This is a genomic window from Desulfobulbus sp., assembly GCF_030824455.1.
GTDB lineage: Bacteria > Desulfobacterota > Desulfobulbia > Desulfobulbales > Desulfobulbaceae > Desulfobulbus.
The window spans coordinates 1-15,780 of record NZ_JAVBXR010000121.1 but is presented as its reverse complement, the minus strand read 5'-3'; the positions used below and the strand labels follow the sequence as shown (position 1 = coordinate 15,780).

Sequence of the window (15,780 nt, the reverse complement as noted above, 5' to 3'; positions counted from 1 at the left end):
GAATAACGGCTTTGTCAACGTGTACAGCGAGCCGGGCGTGGGCACGACCTTCAGGCTTTATCTGCCGCGTCAGACAGGCCAGATCGAGGAACGCCACGAGGAAACCAGCGAGGTGATGCCGATGGGCCAGGGCGAAACCCTGCTGGTGGTGGAAGACGAAGCAACCATCCTGACCTTGAACAGGGTTATGCTGGAGCAGTTGGGCTACACCGTGCTGGCCGCCGGCGCCCCGGACGAAGCGTTGCAGTTGGCGAAGACGCACGGCGAAAACATCCGTCTTTTGATCACCGACGTGATCATGCCGGAAATGAATGGCCGCGACTTGGCCCGGTTGATTGCAACCTGCTGTCCTACGATTAAAACCCTGTTCATGTCCGGCTACACCGCCAATGTCATTGCCCATCGGGGCGTGCTGGACGAGGGGGTCCATTTCATCGCCAAACCCTTTGCCACCAGGGAGCTTGCGGTTAAAATCCGCGAATTGTTGCACGGCTGAGCGCGACGTCGCGACGGCCGGGCCCGCTTGCAATCACGGGAGCGCCAACGAGTGTGCGCTATCGCGGCAGGTGGGAAGGACAGCTTGAGATTGGAAAAATTCGCCGGCGCACGGGCTGTGTCTGCTTGTCCTCACAGGCATAATTCTGAGTGTAGTCGTTGACTATCGGCAGACTATTTGTCATAAACAGCGCAGTCATTATTTCAGGCAGAGGTCTTTTTCAATACTAAGGAGGAGAGGATGAAAAACGGAAATCTTGCCCTGCGGACGGTGCGTTGCGGGTGGTTGTGTGTATTGACGCTGTTGTTGACCGCGTCGCTGGCGCAGGCGGCCGTGATCAAGGTCGGCGCCATTTTGGCTGAAACCGGTCCGGCGGCCTTTCTGGGCGGTCCCGAGGTCCGATCACTGCGCATGCTGGTGGACGAACTCAACGCCAAGGGCGGGGTCAAAGGCAACACCATCGAACTGATCGTCAAGGATTCCGGCGGCAGTCCGGAAAAGGCTGTCTCCTTTGCCAAACAGCTGATTGAAGAAGACAAGGTTTTTGCCATCATCGGGCCCTCCACCAGCGGCGAGAGCCTGAGCATCAAGAAAATCGCCGAAGACGGCAAAACCATCCTGATTTCCTGTTCCGCCGCCGAGTTGATTGTCAACCCGGTGTCTCCGCATGTGTTTAAGACCGCCCCGAGCGACAGCTATGCGGCCCAGCAGATTTTTGCCGCCATGCAAAAAAAGGGCGTCAAAAAAATCGCGGTGTTGGCCGGCAACGACGGCTTCGGCAAGGCGGGCAAGGAGCAACTGGCCAAGAATGCGGCGGATTTCGGCGTGACCATTGTTGCCGAAGAAGTATACGACAAAAGCGCCACCGATCTCTCGGCTATTGTCGCCAAGCTCAAGGCCAACGCCGAAATTGAGGCGGTGGTCAACTGGTCGATTGTCCCGGCCCAGTCGATCCTGGCTAAAAATATTCGTCAGGCCGGTTGGGACGTGCCGATTTACCAGAGCCACGGTTTTGCCAACATCAAATACGCCGAAGCCGCCGGCGCCGCGGCCGAGGGCATTGTCTTTCCGGCCAGCCGTCTGCTGGTGGCCGATTCGCTGCCTGCGGGCGCGCAGAAGGACTTCCTGCTCAAATACAAGAATTCCTATGAGTCCAAATTCAACGAAAAGGTTTCGACCTTTGGCGGCCACACCTACGACGCCATGACCATTCTTGCCAAGGCGATTGAGGCCGGCGGCAACGATCCTGAAAAGGCGCGCGCCGCCATCGAGAACATCAAGGGCCTGATCGGCACCGCCGGCACGTTCAATTTCTCCCAGACCGACCACGGCGGCCTGGGGTTGGACGCCTTTGCCATGCTCACGGTCAAAAACGGTCAGTTCGTGCTGCTGGACAACTGATCGACACGGGTTGATGGCCTGTCTGCCTGTCAGGCCGTCCAGTGTGCGCGCTTCTCTTTCGGGGGATGGATTCGGCTTTGCCGGGTGCATCCCCCGATGTGTTTGGAGACTCGGCTGCAGATTGCCGCGTCAGGACTGTGGGCTGTGGATAACTGAGGGAACAGTAAAAAATAACTCCCTTTTTTCCCCTGAAGTGCGTTATGCTCAGTGACGTTTTACTCGTCAACAATTGCTCGCAGGGAGGTGCGGCGGTGGGTGCTTCAACAACCGAATCCAAGGCGGATGGGCCAGTGAATCAAGGCGACGGCGACGGCAACGCCTCGTCAAAGGCTGAAAAGGCGGAACGAGCAGAAAAATTGGACAAATCAGACAAGGCCTTCGACCTGACCGCACCGGAATGGTATCTCAACCGGGAGTTGAGCTGGCTCGAGTTCAACCGCCGGGTGTTCAACGAAAGCCGGGACGAGCGCAACCCGCTGCTGGAACGGGTCTTCTTTCTCTCGGTGATCGGTTCCAACCTCGACGAATTCTTCATGAAGCGGATCGGCGGTCTCAAGCAGCAGGTGGGGGCGGAGTTGAAACTGCTGTCCATCGACGGCCGCACGCCCCAGCAACAGATCGACGAGAGCTACGAGGTGATCCGCGACATCCTGGAAAAGCAGCAGGCCCTGGAGCGGGAACTGCTCACCTTGCTGGCCAGACAGGACATCCGTATCGTCCGGTATGCGGCCCTTGATGAGGCGCAGCGGCAGAAGATGGCTGTCTATTTCCGCGACAACATCTACCCCCTGCTCACGCCCCAGGGCATGGACCCGGCCCACCCCTTTCCCTTTATCTCCAACCTCTCGCTCAACCTCCTGGTGGCCACCCGCCACAGCGACAACGACCACGTTTATCTCAACCGGATCAAGGTCCCGACCACCGGCACCGGCATTCCCAGGTTCATCCGGGTCGATCCGGCCGCGCACGTCTATGTGCTGTTTGAAGACGTCATCGCCAACAACCTGGAAATTATTTTTCCTGGCATGGTCATCGAAAGCTGCGAGCTGTTCCGCGTCACCCGCAACGCCATCACCGAAAAATGGCCGGATCAGGCCATTGACCTGCTGTCGATGATCGAAACCGCGTTGCAGGACCGCAAGTTCGCCGAGATTGTGCGGCTAGAGGTCGACGGCGTCATGACCCGGCAGCATCGCGGCATGCTGGCCTCGCAATTGGGCATCGACTCGCGCAAGGACGTGTTCACCGTGGACGGCATCATGGCCAAGCGCGATCTGATGGAGATTGTGACCATTGACAAGCCGGAACTGCATTTTGCGCCCCATCAGCCCATTGACCACTACAAGCTGGCCGGCGATTTCCCCAACATTTTTCATCTGATTCGCGAGGAAGGACCCTTTCTGCTCCAGCATCCCTACGAATCGTTCAGCTCCTCGGTCGAGCGGTTCCTGCGCGAGGCCAGCACCGACCCCAAGGTGCTGGTGATCAAGATGACCCTGTATCGGACCTCGGCCAATTCTCAGATTATTCAGTATCTGCTCGATGCGGCGCAGAACGGCAAGCAGGTGGCGGTGGTGGTGGAACTGATGGCCCGGTTCGACGAGTCGGCCAACATCCACTGGGCCACCTATCTGGAGCAGGCGGGCATCCACGTCACCTACGGCGTGGTCGGTCTCAAAACCCATTCCAAGGTAATTTTTGTGGTGCGGCGGGATTACAACGGCCTCAAACGCTACGCCCACATCGGCACCGGCAACTATCACGCCGGCACGGCCCGGGTGTACAGCGATTTGGGACTGCTGACCTGCGACCCGGAAATCGGCAACGATCTCACCGAGTTTTTTAATTTTCTCACCCTGGGGTACGCGCCGGCGCGGAAATACAACAAGCTGTTGCCCTCGCCGCGCATTCTGAAAAAGACTTTGCTGGAAAACATCAAGCGGGAGATCGAACAGCACGGCAAAGGCAATCCGGGTTTGATCCAATTCAAGACCAACGCCCTGACCGATCTGGACATCATCGCCGCCCTGTATCAGGCCTCGCAGGCCGGGGTCAAGATCGACCTGATTGTCCGCGACAGCTGCCTGCTGCGGCCCGGCATCGCCGGCTTGTCCGACAACATCCGGGTCATCTCCCTGGTGGGCCGCTTTTTGGAACACGCGCGCATCTATTATTTCCGCAACAACGGCCAGGAGCAGTATTACATCGGTTCGGCCGACTTGATGAAACGCAATCTGGAACGACGGGTGGAGGTAATAGCTCCGGTGGAGTCGCCTGCCTTGCAGGGTCAGTTGCGGGAAATTCTCAACCTGCAGTTGGCCGACCGGCGCGGGGCCTGGGACATGCAGCCCGACGGCGGCTATGTGCAGCGGCAGCCTGAAGCGCACGAGGAGAAACGTGCAGCCCAGGAGTGCCTGATCGAAAAGAGTGAGAAGCGGCTGGCGGAAGCCCGCCGGTTGTACAAAAAACAATTTTCCAAGAAAATCGCCAAACGAAAGAACAAATAGGAAACGGCGGGATGAGCGGGCAGGGCGCGCGGCGGAGTTGCTACTGCGTCGTGTTAAGAAAGACCTGCTGGTAAATCGTGCGGTACCGCTCCCGGCTGTTTTCGTCGAGCCATTGTTCATAGGCCTTGCGGTAGCGTTCAGTGGGACGTTCGGTGAGGAGGATGCGATTAATTTTTTCGATAACGTTCCGGCCCCATTCGTTTTTTGAACAGCCCACAAAACAGAACCATCCCTCGTAGCCCTGTTGGTTTTCCTCGATCAGCAGGGTTGCGATCTGGTCGCGAAGACCCAGTTTTTCCGCCTGGTACATGGCCTCGTCGGGCAACCCGATCAGGCCGTCGAGCCGGTCAAGCATCAGCATCTTAAAGAAATTCTCTGAAAGCTCCTGTCCGCTAAATATCACCAGATTCTTCCGATTGCTGTACTTCTTGAGCACCGCGTCTACGCTGTTGCCGTAGGACCGATCTTTGCTCAGCCCAATAATGATGTTTTCATCGCCCAGGACGTCCTCAAGGCGAATGTGGCCTTCGTGAGTAAAACCAGCCAGTTTCTCTTTGCGAACAATCAACACCGCCGGCATGGTCAGTAGGCTGGGGATGGAAAAGTACATGAATTCCTGTCGTTCCGCCGTTTTGTAGAGGCCGATGGAACAGACCTTTTCTCCCTGTTTGAACCGGTCGAAGTGGCGGATGACATTGGTGACCATGGTGTAGTGGGTGTATTCGGGCAACCGTTCCTTGAGGATGGCGGTGAGCAGGTTGCCGTACCCCGTGTTGGCGGCGTTAGGGTCTGCTTGAACGAAATAGGGCGGCATGGTGACCTCCATCCAGGTGATGGAGTCGTTGGCGGGAGCGGCGCGGAGGGGCGTCAGGGAAAAGAGGACAAGCAGGGCGACGAGCATTGGAGCTGCTCGTCGCATCCTGTCGGCGGCGGCATGAGGTTTGGGCTGCATGAGCGCGGGGTGCAATGTGATCCGAGACCGTTATCGGCGATAGCCGCCGTCATGCTCATACCTGTCGTCATGCTTGCGCCTGTCGTCGTGTTTCCGCCTGTCGTCGTCATGGCGTTCGTCGCGGATATAGATTTTTTTGGGCGGTTTGTGGTCGTATTTACGATATTCGTAATACGTCGTCTGGCGAACGACCACTGGCGGGCGATGCGAGTAGCCGCGAGGAGGATGGTATTCGCGATAGCGGGGCGCATACACGTCGCGGTACCAGTCGTCGTCGATGAAATACACCGGGCGGCCGCAGGCCCCGTACTCATTGCAGTGCTGGTGCCAATTTCGGATGTGACGGGGTGGAACGCGGAGGTAGATCGGCGGATACCAGGTGGTGACGCGCCGCACGATAATCGGTTCTTCGTAGATCAGACGCGGCGCCGGATAGTTGCCGATGTCAAGACGGCCGTAAAATCCAGGATCGCCGATGCTGATCGACACTCCGGCGTTTGCCGGTCCCGCAACCGAGGCCAGCAGAGACGCCGCAATGGCGAGTGCTGCAAAGAATATTTTCATGTTGCCCTCCCAGAGGCAAAAACAGTCGGTTGAGCTTTGAACCCCGACGCTGTGGTTGCGGCCGCGGCTTTTTGCTGCACATCATAGGCGCCGGGCAGGCACAGCGTGGGACGCTGACGCGCCTTGCCTGTTGTCCCGTGTTTCGGGCTGCCCTGCAAAAATAGGGAGCAACGCCGATTGCCGATCATCGGACAATGCCGAAATATAGACGATCTCTTGTTCCTCGCATACAAGAAAATCCGCCGCCGTGCCCCGCGGCAGCAGGTTGATTTGCCTGCGTCTCGCTCCAAGTGCATCGCAAATTGCTGTTTTATTGTTCTTGATTAGTTCCAGCTCGCAGTAGATTGTATCTAAGGTATTAATGTTCCGTTGTAAAAATCAATAAAAAATTATTTATTAAATCGTTTGGAATATTAGCGTTTCTTTGTTATATTATTTATCGAGAATAAATTCTCTATTAGAAATCGCGAGGCGAGAGGGGTTGTTTTTCAATCAGTATTTCCTTCTTTATACGCAGTTCCAAGGTGAAAGGTATGGAGAACAGCATTGCGCAGGTGGCGCGAAACATTGTCAAGGGCGCGCCGGAGCCGACGTTGCGCCGTTTGCCGCTGTATTATCGCCTCCTGAAACAATTGCGCGAGACTGGCCGGACAGGAGTTTCCTGCACCCTGATTGGCGCCGAACTCAGGCTCGACGCCACCCAGGTGCGCAAGGACATCGAGATGACCGGCACCGTGGGACGACCCAAGGTTGGGTACGACGTCAATGAACTGATCTGCGCCATCGAAAAATTCCTGGGATGGGACAACCTCACCGAGGCCTTTCTGGTGGGCGCCGGCAGTTTGGGCGAGGCGTTAATGGGCTACCCCGGTTTTTCCGAGTGCGGACTCAGCATTGTGGCCGCCTTTGACGTGGACCCCAACAAATGTCATCGGGTCATTCACGGCAAGCATGTTCGCCACATCAGCAAAATGACCGGCTTGATGCGCAGAATGCGCATTCGTTTCGGCATTATTACGGTACCCGCCTCCGAGGCGCAGCAGGCCGCCGACCTGCTGATTGAAGGCGGGGTGTTGGCAATTTGGAATTTCGCGCCGGCCAAAATTCAGGCGCCGGAACGCGTAATTGTGACCAATGAGGATCTTTACTGCTCTCTGGCGGTCCTGTCACAGAAGATGACACGAAAGCTGGCTGAGTCCCGTTCAAAAGGAGTAGCATAATTATGACCACATTTGAGCAGGATACGATGCAACCGACTCCTGCGCGCCAATTTGAAAAAGTTTGCGCCATCCTTGAGCAGAACGAAAACAAGCCGCAACGGTTGATCCCGATTCTCCAGGCTGTGCAGGAGGAATACCGTTATCTGCCTGAAGACGTTCTCGCCTTTGTCGCCACCGGCCTGGATGTGCCGCCGGCGCGGGTCTATGGCGTTGCCACCTTCTATTCCCATTTTGCCCTGGAGCCCAAGGGCAAATACTGCATTCGGCTGTGCGACGGCACCGCCTGTCACGTCAAGCGTTCCATTCCCATTCTTGAAGCCGTGTACAGGCGGCTGGGACTTTCCAGCAAGCGCAACACCACCGCCGACATGCTGTTCACCGTGGAAACGGTTGCCTGTCTCGGCGCCTGCGGTCTGGCTCCAGTGGTGGTGATCAACGAGGATGTTCACGGCCAGGTGACCCCTGAGGCCGTGGTCAAGATGATCGATGAGATCGAGGAACGGGAGAAAGCGTCATGAGCATCAAGCAGCAAGCAACAAATCATCCCGATCCCTTGATGGGCGCCGAGCGCCGGGTGGTCATCTGCGCCGGAACCGGGTGCGTGGCCAACGGCGCCATGAAGGTCTACGCCGCGTTTCAGGAGCAGATGCGGAAAAACAATCTGCCGTTTGTGGTGGAACTTCGGGAAGAAAACGACAACAGTGGGAAGATTGGTTTAACCCACTCCGGTTGTCAGGGATTCTGTCAGATGGGGCCGCTGGTTGCGGTGCTGCCCGATTACATCCTCTACAACCGGGTCAAGCCCGACGATGTGGCCGAGATTGTCGAAACCAGCCTGATCCAGAACGGCGTGGTCGAGCGGCTGCTGTACGTCGAGCCCGGCACCACCCACGCCTGCAAGGGCGTCCACGACATTCCCTTTTACACCCGGCAGCAGCGGTTTGTGCTGGGCGAATGCGGCACGATTGATCCTGACAGCCTTGGTGAATACATGCGCAACGGCGGCTATGAGGCCGCCAAGAAGGCGTTTTTGCAGATGACGCCCGAGGCGGTCTGCACGGAAATCTCCGAATCCGGACTGCGCGGCAGAGGCGGCGGCGGTTTCCCCACTGGCCGCAAATGGGAGGCGGCCCGTCGGCAGAACGACGGCAAGAAGTACGTCATCTGCAACGCCGACGAAGGCGACCCAGGCGCGTTCATGAACCGAAGCGTCATGGAGGGCAATCCCCACTCGGTTATCGAGGGGTTGATGATCGCCGCCCGGGCCATTGGCGCCGACGAGACCCTGGTCTACGTGCGCGCCGAATATCCCCTGGCGGTGCAGCGGATGCGCCGGGCGGTCAAAGACGCCCGCGAATACGGCATCCTCGGGACCAATGTGTTTGGCTCCGGTCTCAACATCAGCTGCGAGATCATGGAAGGCGCCGGCGCCTTTGTCTGCGGCGAGGAAACCGCGATGATTGCCTCCATCGAGGGCCAGCGCGGCATGCCTCGGCCCAAGCCGCCGTTTCCGGCGGAGAGCGGCCTGTGGGGCAAGCCGACCATCATCAACAACGTCGAAACCCTGGCGCATGCGGTCCGCATCATCCGCGAAGGGGCGCCAAGTTTCCGCAAACTGGGCACGCCTGGTTCTCCGGGCACCAAGACCTTTGCCCTCACCGGCCACGTAGCCAACACCGGCCTGATTGAGGTGCCCTTTGGCACAACCCTGCGCGAGATTGTGTACAACATCGGCGGCGGCATCACCCGCGACGACGGCAGCATTGATCCCGACGGATTCAAGGCGGTGCAGATCGGCGGGCCTTCGGGCGGCTGTTTGACCAAGGATCACCTTGACCTGCCGATGGATTTCGATTCGTTGCGCACCGTGGGCGCCATGGTCGGCAGCGGCGGCCTGGTCGCCATGAACAAAGGCACCTGCATGGTGGCGGTAGCCCGATTTTTCATGGAGTTCACCCAGCGCGAGAGCTGCGGCAAGTGCGTGCTCTGCCGCGAGGGCACCCGCCAGATGCTCGCCCTGATGGACGACATCATCGACGGCCGGGCCGACGAAACCACCCTGCCGCTGTTGAAAGAACTGGCGTTGGCGGTGCAGAAAGGTTCGCTCTGCGGCTTGGGCAAAACCGCGCCCAACCCGGTGTTGTCGACCCTGCGTCATTTTGCCGACGAATACGAGGCCCACGTCAAGGACAAAAGCTGTCCGGCCGGCCAGTGCAAGGCCCTGCTCAAACCGTGGATCAACGCGGAGAAATGCAAGGGCTGCGGCAAGTGCGCCAAGAAGTGTCCGGTGGAGGCGATCAGCGGCGAGTTGAAACAGCCGCATGTGATTGATCAGGATAAATGCATCAAGTGCGGGGCCTGCCTGCTGTCCTGCAAATTCGGGGCAGTCGAAGGGTTGCAAGGAGGACAGGCATGATAAAGACAAAATCCGCCGCCGTGGTCATCGACGGCCGCACCGTATCCATTGAGGGCGAGAAAAATCTGTTGGAGATGGTGCGCAAGGCTGGCATCGATCTGCCCACCTTCTGTTATCACTCCGACCTGAGCGTCTACGGCGCCTGCCGTCTCTGTCTGGTGGAGGTCGAGGGGCGCGGCATTCTCAGCTCCTGTTCGACCCCGCCGGAACCGGGGCAGATTATCCACACCAACACCGAGGAACTGCGGGAAATTCGCAAGATTTCGATTGAACTGATCCTGGCCAATCACGACCGGGAATGCACCAGCTGCGTGCGCAGCGGTTCCTGTCAGCTGCAGGACATCGCCCGCCGTCTGGGCATCACCAAAATCCGCTACCGTTCCATCCACCAGCCCAAACCGGTGGACGTTTCGAGCCCGTCGCTGATCCGCGATCCCAACAAATGCGTGCTCTGCGGCGACTGTGTGCGGTTCTGCGACGAGATCCAGTCCGTCGGCGCGATTGATTTTGCCTATCGCGGCCACGAGGCGGCGGTTGTGCCCGCCTTTGGCCGGGATCTGGGCGCCGGGGAATGCGTCAACTGCGGCCAGTGCGCCGCCGTCTGTCCCACCGGGGCGCTGGCGCCGGCCTCGGAGATCGAGGTGGTGTGGAAAGCGATCCACGATCCCAACACCGTGGTGGTCGCCCAGATCGCCCCGGCGGTGCGGGTGGCCATTGGCGAGCAGTTCGGCAGCGAATACGGACTCAACACCACCGGCCAGGTGGTGGCGGCGATGAAACGGATGGGCTTTGACATCGTTTACGACACCAGCTTCACCGCTGATCTCACCGTGATTGAAGAGGCCAACGAGTTCATCGCCCGCAAAACCAATGGCGAGCGGTTGCCCCTGTTCACCAGCTGCTGTCCGGGCTGGGTCAAGTTTGCCGAGCAGTATTTCCCGCAGCTGCTGGGCAACCTCAGCTCCTGCCGTTCGCCCCAGCAGATGATGGGCGCCATGGTCAAGCACACCCTGCCGGCGCAGCTCGGTCGGGAGCGCAAAGACGTGGTCATGGTGTCGATCATGCCCTGCACGGCCAAGAAGTTCGAGGCAAGGCGGCCCGAATTCCGCACCGCCGGCACCCCGGACGTCGATTTTGTCCTGACCACCCAGGAACTGGCGCGGATGATTGAAGAATCAGGGCTGACCCTGAACAAGCTCAATCCCGCCAGCTTTGACATGCCCATGGGCTTTAAAACCGGCGCCGGCGTCATCTTCGGCAACAGCGGCGGGGTCACCGAGGCGGTGCTGCGGTACGCGGTGGGCAAGATTACCGGTCAGAATCCGGTGGACCCGGAATTTGAGGAGATCCGCGGCGAGCAGTCGCTGCGCGTCATTCGCACCGAGGTCGGCGGCCTGGAGTTGAAACTGGCCATTGTCCACGGCTTGGGCAAGGCGCGCGAGGTGATGAACCAGATCATTGACGGTTCGCTGGTTGTCGATCTGGTCGAGGTCATGGCCTGCCCCGGCGGGTGCATCGGCGGCGCCGGGCAACCGGTGGGCCGCGACATTGCCGCACGGCGCAAGGCGCGCACCGAGTCGCTGTACAACACCGACCGGTTGCTCGATCTGCACTGCTCGCAGGAAAACCACTTCGTCAACGAGTGCTATCAGAAATATCTGGGCGAGCCGGGCAGCCGCGAGTCGCATCGCCTGCTTCACACCCACTACCACCACCGCCGTCGCGCCGGCAGCGAGGAGATTATCCTGGCCAAGGCCCGGCAATCCGGCGAGGGTCCGCTGACCGTGCGGGTCTGCGCCGGCACCGGCTGCTTCCTGCGCAACTCCCAGGCCATCATCCAGGGCTTGATGAAGCATGTCGAGGCCAGCGACCTGGGCGACAAGGTGCAGGTGCAGGCCTCCTTCTGTTTTGAGATGTGCGGCGAAGGACCCAATGTGGCGGTCGGCGACACGATCATCAACCAGGCCACCCTGGAAAAGGTGATCAACGCCGTCCACGCCGAACTGGCTCAGGAAACCACCGGTTCGGAAGCCAGCTGAACGCGGCGCAAGCGTTTGTTGCCGCTGCGGATTTTTTTATCTGTCCGTAGCGGTTGCGGGTGCGCCGTTTGGTTGTGTTCTTCCGTGGCGTGGCGGCTTTCGCGACAGGTCGTCGCGCTGCGGAAGAACTTTTATATGCGCGCTGGAACCTGTTTCAGCGCCTTGTTGCACAATTCGACAACGTTTTTCTACTCCTAAATCGTGAAGCGTGGACTCCGGCGTTGGGCTGACGCCGGAGTCCTGTCGAATCCCCGGCCGGCGCTGTCTTGTGTTTCGTCTTTGCGCCGTCTACCCTTTTTCTCTTGGCCGTCCCCCTGGTCAGGCGTACAGTGTTCTCCCATGAACCGCATCTTTTGTTCCGACCGAACCCTTTCTTCCCCCTTCTGGTGAACGGCATGGTCCTGACCCGAACCGAAACCGATGCGCTGGGCGAGCGCGAAATTCCCCAAGACGTCCTGTGGGGCGTCCACACCCAGCGGGCGCTGGACAATTTTCCCCTTTCCGGCCGACCGCTTCATCCCCTGCTGATTCGCGCTCTGGGCCTGGTGAAACTGGCCGCAGCAGAGACCAACCATCGTCTGGGCGCCTGGAGCGACGATTCCGCCAAGGCCGAAGCCATTGTCGCCGCCTGCCGGGAAATGGCCGAAGGCGGTCTGGCGGCTGCGATACCGGTTGACGCGCTGCAGGGCGGCGCCGGCACCAGCGCCAACATGAACGTCAACGAGGTGCTGGCCAACCGGGCCCTGGAGTTGCTGGGATGCGAACGGGGCGAGTACGCCCGGGTCAGTCCGCTGGACGATCTCAACCTCCACCAGTCGACCAACGACGTCTTTCCCACCGCCCTCAAGGTGGCGGCCCTGTTGCTGCTGGATCGTCTGGAACAGAAGGTGGTTGCCCTGCAGGAGGCCTTTCAGCACCAGGAACAGCGCTGGGCCCATGTGGTCAAGGTGGCGCGAACCGAAATGCAGGACGCGGTGCTGATCACCGCAGGCCGCGCCTTTGGCGCCTACGCTGAGGCCGTCAACCGCGACCGCTGGCGGATCTCCAAATGCCATGAACGCTTGCGGGTGGTCAATCTCGGCGGCACCGCCGTCGGCACCGGACTGGCCGCGCCGCGCCGCTACATCTTTGAGGTGGTCGAGACCCTGCGGGAACTGACCGGGCTCGGTCTGGCTCGGGCCGAAAACCTGGTCGACGCCACCCAGAACGCCGACGTCTTTGTCGAGGTCTCAGGTATTCTTAAGGCGCACGCGACCAATTTGCTCAAGATCTGTTCCGACCTCCGGCTGCTCAGCTCCGGGCCGGACGCTGGACTGGCCGAAATTCGCCTGCCCAGGCGGCAGGCCGGCAGCTCGATCATGCCGGGCAAGGTCAATCCGGTCATCCCCGAGGCGGTCAGTCAGGCCGCCATGCTGGTGATCGGCAACGACGCCGCCCTGACCCTGGCCTGCGCCTCGGGCAGCCTGGAACTCAATCCCTTTCTGCCCCTGGTGGCCGCGACCCTGCTCGACAACCTTGATCTCCTGGCCCATGCCGACGACATCCTCTGCCGGCACTGCGTGGAGGGGATTGAGGTGGATGAGGCCCGCTGCGCCCGCCAGGTGGAAAATTCCACCGCCGTGGCCACTGCCTTGCTGCCCGCCATCGGCCACGAGCGGGCTGCGGAAATTGCCGCGCTTGCCGCCCGGACCGGGGCCAGCGTCCGCGATCTGGCCCGATCAGAAGCCGGGATCACCGATGAACAGTTCGATCAACTCACCAGCGCCACCGCTGTCTGCCGGCTGGGTTTTGCGCCCGGCCAAGGCGTTAAGGGGCGTTGAATCGGCAATAAGAGGCGTTGAATCGGCGATCGGCGGGACGTCTGCCCCCGGCGTTTGTTGTCCAAACCCTGTATTGTGTGCGCATCGTTGCATGCGTGAAAACTCAAGCCCCACCACCTGAACCATTGATAGAAAAAATGTCGCAAACCGCACCCAAGGGCCTTCGCCTCCATATCGGTCTTTTCGGCCGCCGCAACGTCGGCAAATCGAGCCTGCTCAACGCCATCACCCGCCAGCAGGCGGCGATTGTCTCCAATGTGGCCGGCACCACCACCGATCCGGTGGAAAAACCGATGGAACTGTTGCCGCTTGGCCCGGTGCTGTTCATCGACACTGCCGGCGTTGACGACGAGGGCGCCCTGGGCGAGATGCGCATTGCCCGCACCCGGGCAGTGTTTGATCGCACCGATCTCGGGATTCTGGTGGCCGCCGGCGGCGAGTGGGGTCGATTTGAGGCTGAATTGCTCGAGGCCCTGACTGCGCGCGACATCCCGGTGCTGGTGGTGATGAACAAGATGGATCAGGCTAGGGCGCCGGAGAGCCTAGTTGCGGAACTAGCGGCCAAAAAGATTCCCCTGGCGCACACTGCGGCGGTCAACGGCGAGGGCGTTGGCGCGCTCAAGCAGCAGATTGTGCAGCTTGCGCCCGCTGATTTTATCAGCAGCCCGGCAATCATCAGCGATCTGGTGGGACCGGGCGAGACCGCTGTGCTGGTGGTTCCAATCGACAAGGAGGCCCCCAAGGGTCGGCTGATCCTGCCCCAGGTCCAGACCATCCGCGACCTGCTCGACGGTGACGCCCTGTGCATGGTGGTCAAAGAGCGCGAACTGCGCCAGGCTCTGGCCTTGCTCAAGTCGCCGCCCAAACTGGTGGTCACCGATTCCCAGGCCTTTCTCAAAGTGGCTGCCGACGTGCCGCCTGAAGTGAACCTCACCAGCTTTTCCATCCTTTTTTCCCGCGCCAAGGGCGATCTGCTCACCCAGGCGGAGGGCGCGCTGGCCATTGATCGGCTCCAGCCCGGCGACAAGGTGCTGATGGCCGAGTCCTGCACCCATCATCCCATTGGCGAGGACATCGGCCGGGTCAAGATTCCCCGCTGGCTGACCCAGTACGTTGGCGGCGCGCTGGAGTTCACCCATGTCCAGGGCCACGATTTTCCGTCCAATCTGCACGAGTATCAGCTGGTGATCCAATGCGGCAGCTGCATGCTCAACCGCCGCGAGGTGCTGAGCCGCATTATCCATTGCCGCGAGGCTGGGGTCCCGGTGACCAATTACGGGCTGGCGATTTCGTTCAGTCTGGGTATATTCAAACGGGCCTTGAGTCCCTTTCCCGCCGCCCTGGAATTGCTCGCTTCGCTCGAGCAGGGAGCAGCCGGAGGCCGCTGATCATGGATCGTCAGGAAATTCTTCATTGGCTGCGCTGCGAAGATTCGCAGGAGCTGCAGATGCTCTGGGACTGGGCGGATCGGGTCAGGCGGGAGCAGGTCGGCGAGGCTGTGCATCTGCGGGGGCTAGTCGAGATCTCCAGCTTTTGCGCCCGCAATTGCCACTACTGCGGGCTGCGCGCCGCCAACACTGGCATCCGTCGCTACCGGATGAACGGTGACGACATCCTCCAGTGCGCCCAGCAGGCGGTGCAGTTGGGCTACGGCACCCTGGTGCTCCAGTCCGGCGAGGACGACCGGATCGAGGTCGACTGGCTGGCGGCGCTCCTGCGCCAGATCAAGGCGACCACCCCGCTGGCCGTGACCCTGAGCCTGGGGGAACGCAGCCAGGCCGATCTGCGCGCCTGGAAAGAGGCCGGGGCCGACCGTTATCTGCTGCGTTTTGAAACCTCCAGCAGAACGCTCTATCGGACCATTCATCCGGATCGCGGCGCCAAGGTTTCCGACCGGCTGGCCATCCTGCGCCAGTTGCGGCAGTTGGGCTACGAGACCGGCAGCGGCGTCATGGTGGGCATACCCGGCCAGACTTGCGAGATTCTGGCCGACGACATTCAGCTGTTTCGCGAGCTAGATCTCGACATGATCGGCATAGGTCCCTTTATCGCCCATCCGGACACGCCGCTGGGTCAGGCCGGCCCGCCCGCGCCGTCGGCCGCCCAGGTGGAGCCGAGCATCGAAATGACCTGCAAGGTTTTGGCCCTAGCGCGGATCGTCCGGCCGGACGCCAATATACCGGCGACCACGGCGGTGGCGGTGATGGACGCCTGGCAGGGGCGGAAAATGGCGCTCAAACGCGGCGCCAACGTGATTATGCCCAATCTGACCCCGCCTCGATTGCGCGAACTCTACGCCATCTATCCCGGCAAGGCCGACCGGGTCGAGGCCGCCGACCAGAGCGACCGGCAGATCCGGGCCCAG

General features: G+C 60.4%; 12 protein-coding genes. 10 read left to right on the top strand and 2 right to left on the bottom strand.

The genetic code is table 11. The features are described 5' to 3' along the window. From RCH93_RS16280 to ppk1, 3 genes are all read left to right on the top strand, one after another. A partial coding sequence (locus tag RCH93_RS16280; protein ID WP_306549480.1) for a response regulator occupies positions 1–496 on the top strand: 496 nt, incomplete at its 5' end. A gap of 240 nt (positions 497–736) precedes the next feature. Then, positions 737–1,897 carry an ABC transporter substrate-binding protein gene (locus tag RCH93_RS16275; protein WP_306549479.1) on the top strand — a complete coding sequence of 387 codons (1,161 nt, stop codon included), beginning with the start codon at positions 737–739 and terminating at the stop codon, positions 1,895–1,897. 251 nt (positions 1,898–2,148) lie between these two features. Next, positions 2,149–4,404 carry a polyphosphate kinase 1 gene (ppk1, locus tag RCH93_RS16270; protein ID WP_306549478.1) on the top strand — a complete coding sequence of 752 codons (2,256 nt, stop codon included), beginning with the start codon at positions 2,149–2,151 and terminating at the stop codon, positions 4,402–4,404. A 40-nt stretch (positions 4,405–4,444) separates the two neighbouring features. On the opposite strand, the gene RCH93_RS16265 is transcribed toward ppk1, so the two are convergent. Further along, positions 4,445–5,305: a TIGR02285 family protein gene (locus tag RCH93_RS16265; protein WP_306549477.1), complete on the bottom strand. Its 861-nt coding sequence runs from the start codon at positions 5,303–5,305 to the stop codon at positions 4,445–4,447. A gap of 81 nt (positions 5,306–5,386) precedes the next feature. After that, positions 5,387–5,920: a hypothetical protein gene (locus RCH93_RS16260; RefSeq protein ID WP_306549476.1), complete on the bottom strand. Its 534-nt coding sequence runs from the start codon at positions 5,918–5,920 to the stop codon at positions 5,387–5,389. Positions 5,921–6,453: 533 nt separating this feature from the next. Here RCH93_RS16260 and RCH93_RS16255 point away from each other — a divergent pair. The 7 genes from RCH93_RS16255 to hydE all read left to right on the top strand — a co-directional run. Next, the gene (locus RCH93_RS16255) at positions 6,454–7,140 is read left to right on the top strand and encodes a redox-sensing transcriptional repressor Rex (protein WP_306549475.1); all 687 of its coding nucleotides are present in this window, start codon (positions 6,454–6,456) and stop codon (positions 7,138–7,140) included. A 2-nt stretch (positions 7,141–7,142) separates the two neighbouring features. Then, positions 7,143–7,658, top strand: coding sequence for an NAD(P)H-dependent oxidoreductase subunit E (locus tag RCH93_RS16250; protein WP_306549474.1), 516 nt, complete (start codon positions 7,143–7,145; stop codon positions 7,656–7,658). Beyond that, a complete protein-coding gene (locus RCH93_RS16245; RefSeq protein ID WP_306549473.1) occupies positions 7,655–9,556 on the top strand; it encodes an NADH-ubiquinone oxidoreductase-F iron-sulfur binding region domain-containing protein in 1,902 nt (633 codons plus the stop codon). The genes RCH93_RS16250 and RCH93_RS16245 overlap by 4 nt, the downstream gene beginning before the upstream one ends. Next, positions 9,553–11,595 (top strand): [FeFe] hydrogenase, group A, encoded by a 2,043-nt coding sequence (locus RCH93_RS16240; protein WP_306549472.1) that lies wholly within the window; start codon positions 9,553–9,555, stop codon positions 11,593–11,595. Before RCH93_RS16245 ends, RCH93_RS16240 begins: the two co-directional genes overlap by 4 nt. Positions 11,596–11,990: 395 nt before the next feature. After that, the gene (locus tag RCH93_RS16235; RefSeq protein WP_306549471.1) at positions 11,991–13,415 is read left to right on the top strand and encodes an aspartate ammonia-lyase; all 1,425 of its coding nucleotides are present in this window, start codon (positions 11,991–11,993) and stop codon (positions 13,413–13,415) included. A gap of 137 nt (positions 13,416–13,552) precedes the next feature. Next, entirely contained in the window at positions 13,553–14,803 is a 1,251-nt protein-coding gene (gene hydF / locus RCH93_RS16230; protein WP_306549470.1) for a [FeFe] hydrogenase H-cluster maturation GTPase HydF, read from the top strand. 2 nt (positions 14,804–14,805) lie between these two features. Next, the coding region (hydE, locus tag RCH93_RS16225) for a [FeFe] hydrogenase H-cluster radical SAM maturase HydE (RefSeq protein WP_306549469.1) at positions 14,806–15,780 on the top strand (975 nt) is incomplete at its 3' end.

Coding starts and splice junctions, on each gene's coding strand:
- RCH93_RS16275 (WP_306549479.1), top strand. CDS start 737: ATGAAAAACGGAAATCTTGCCCTGCGGACGGTGCGTTGCGGGTGGTTG.
- RCH93_RS16265 (WP_306549477.1), bottom strand. CDS start 5,305: ATGCTCGTCGCCCTGCTTGTCCTCTTTTCCCTGACGCCCCTCCGCGCC.
- RCH93_RS16260 (WP_306549476.1), bottom strand. CDS start 5,920: ATGAAAATATTCTTTGCAGCACTCGCCATTGCGGCGTCTCTGCTGGCC.
- RCH93_RS16255 (WP_306549475.1), top strand. CDS start 6,454: ATGGAGAACAGCATTGCGCAGGTGGCGCGAAACATTGTCAAGGGCGCG.
- RCH93_RS16250 (WP_306549474.1), top strand. CDS start 7,143: ATGACCACATTTGAGCAGGATACGATGCAACCGACTCCTGCGCGCCAA.
- RCH93_RS16245 (WP_306549473.1), top strand. CDS start 7,655: ATGAGCATCAAGCAGCAAGCAACAAATCATCCCGATCCCTTGATGGGC.
- RCH93_RS16240 (WP_306549472.1), top strand. CDS start 9,553: ATGATAAAGACAAAATCCGCCGCCGTGGTCATCGACGGCCGCACCGTA.
- RCH93_RS16235 (WP_306549471.1), top strand. CDS start 11,991: ATGGTCCTGACCCGAACCGAAACCGATGCGCTGGGCGAGCGCGAAATT.
- hydF (WP_306549470.1), top strand. CDS start 13,553: ATGTCGCAAACCGCACCCAAGGGCCTTCGCCTCCATATCGGTCTTTTC.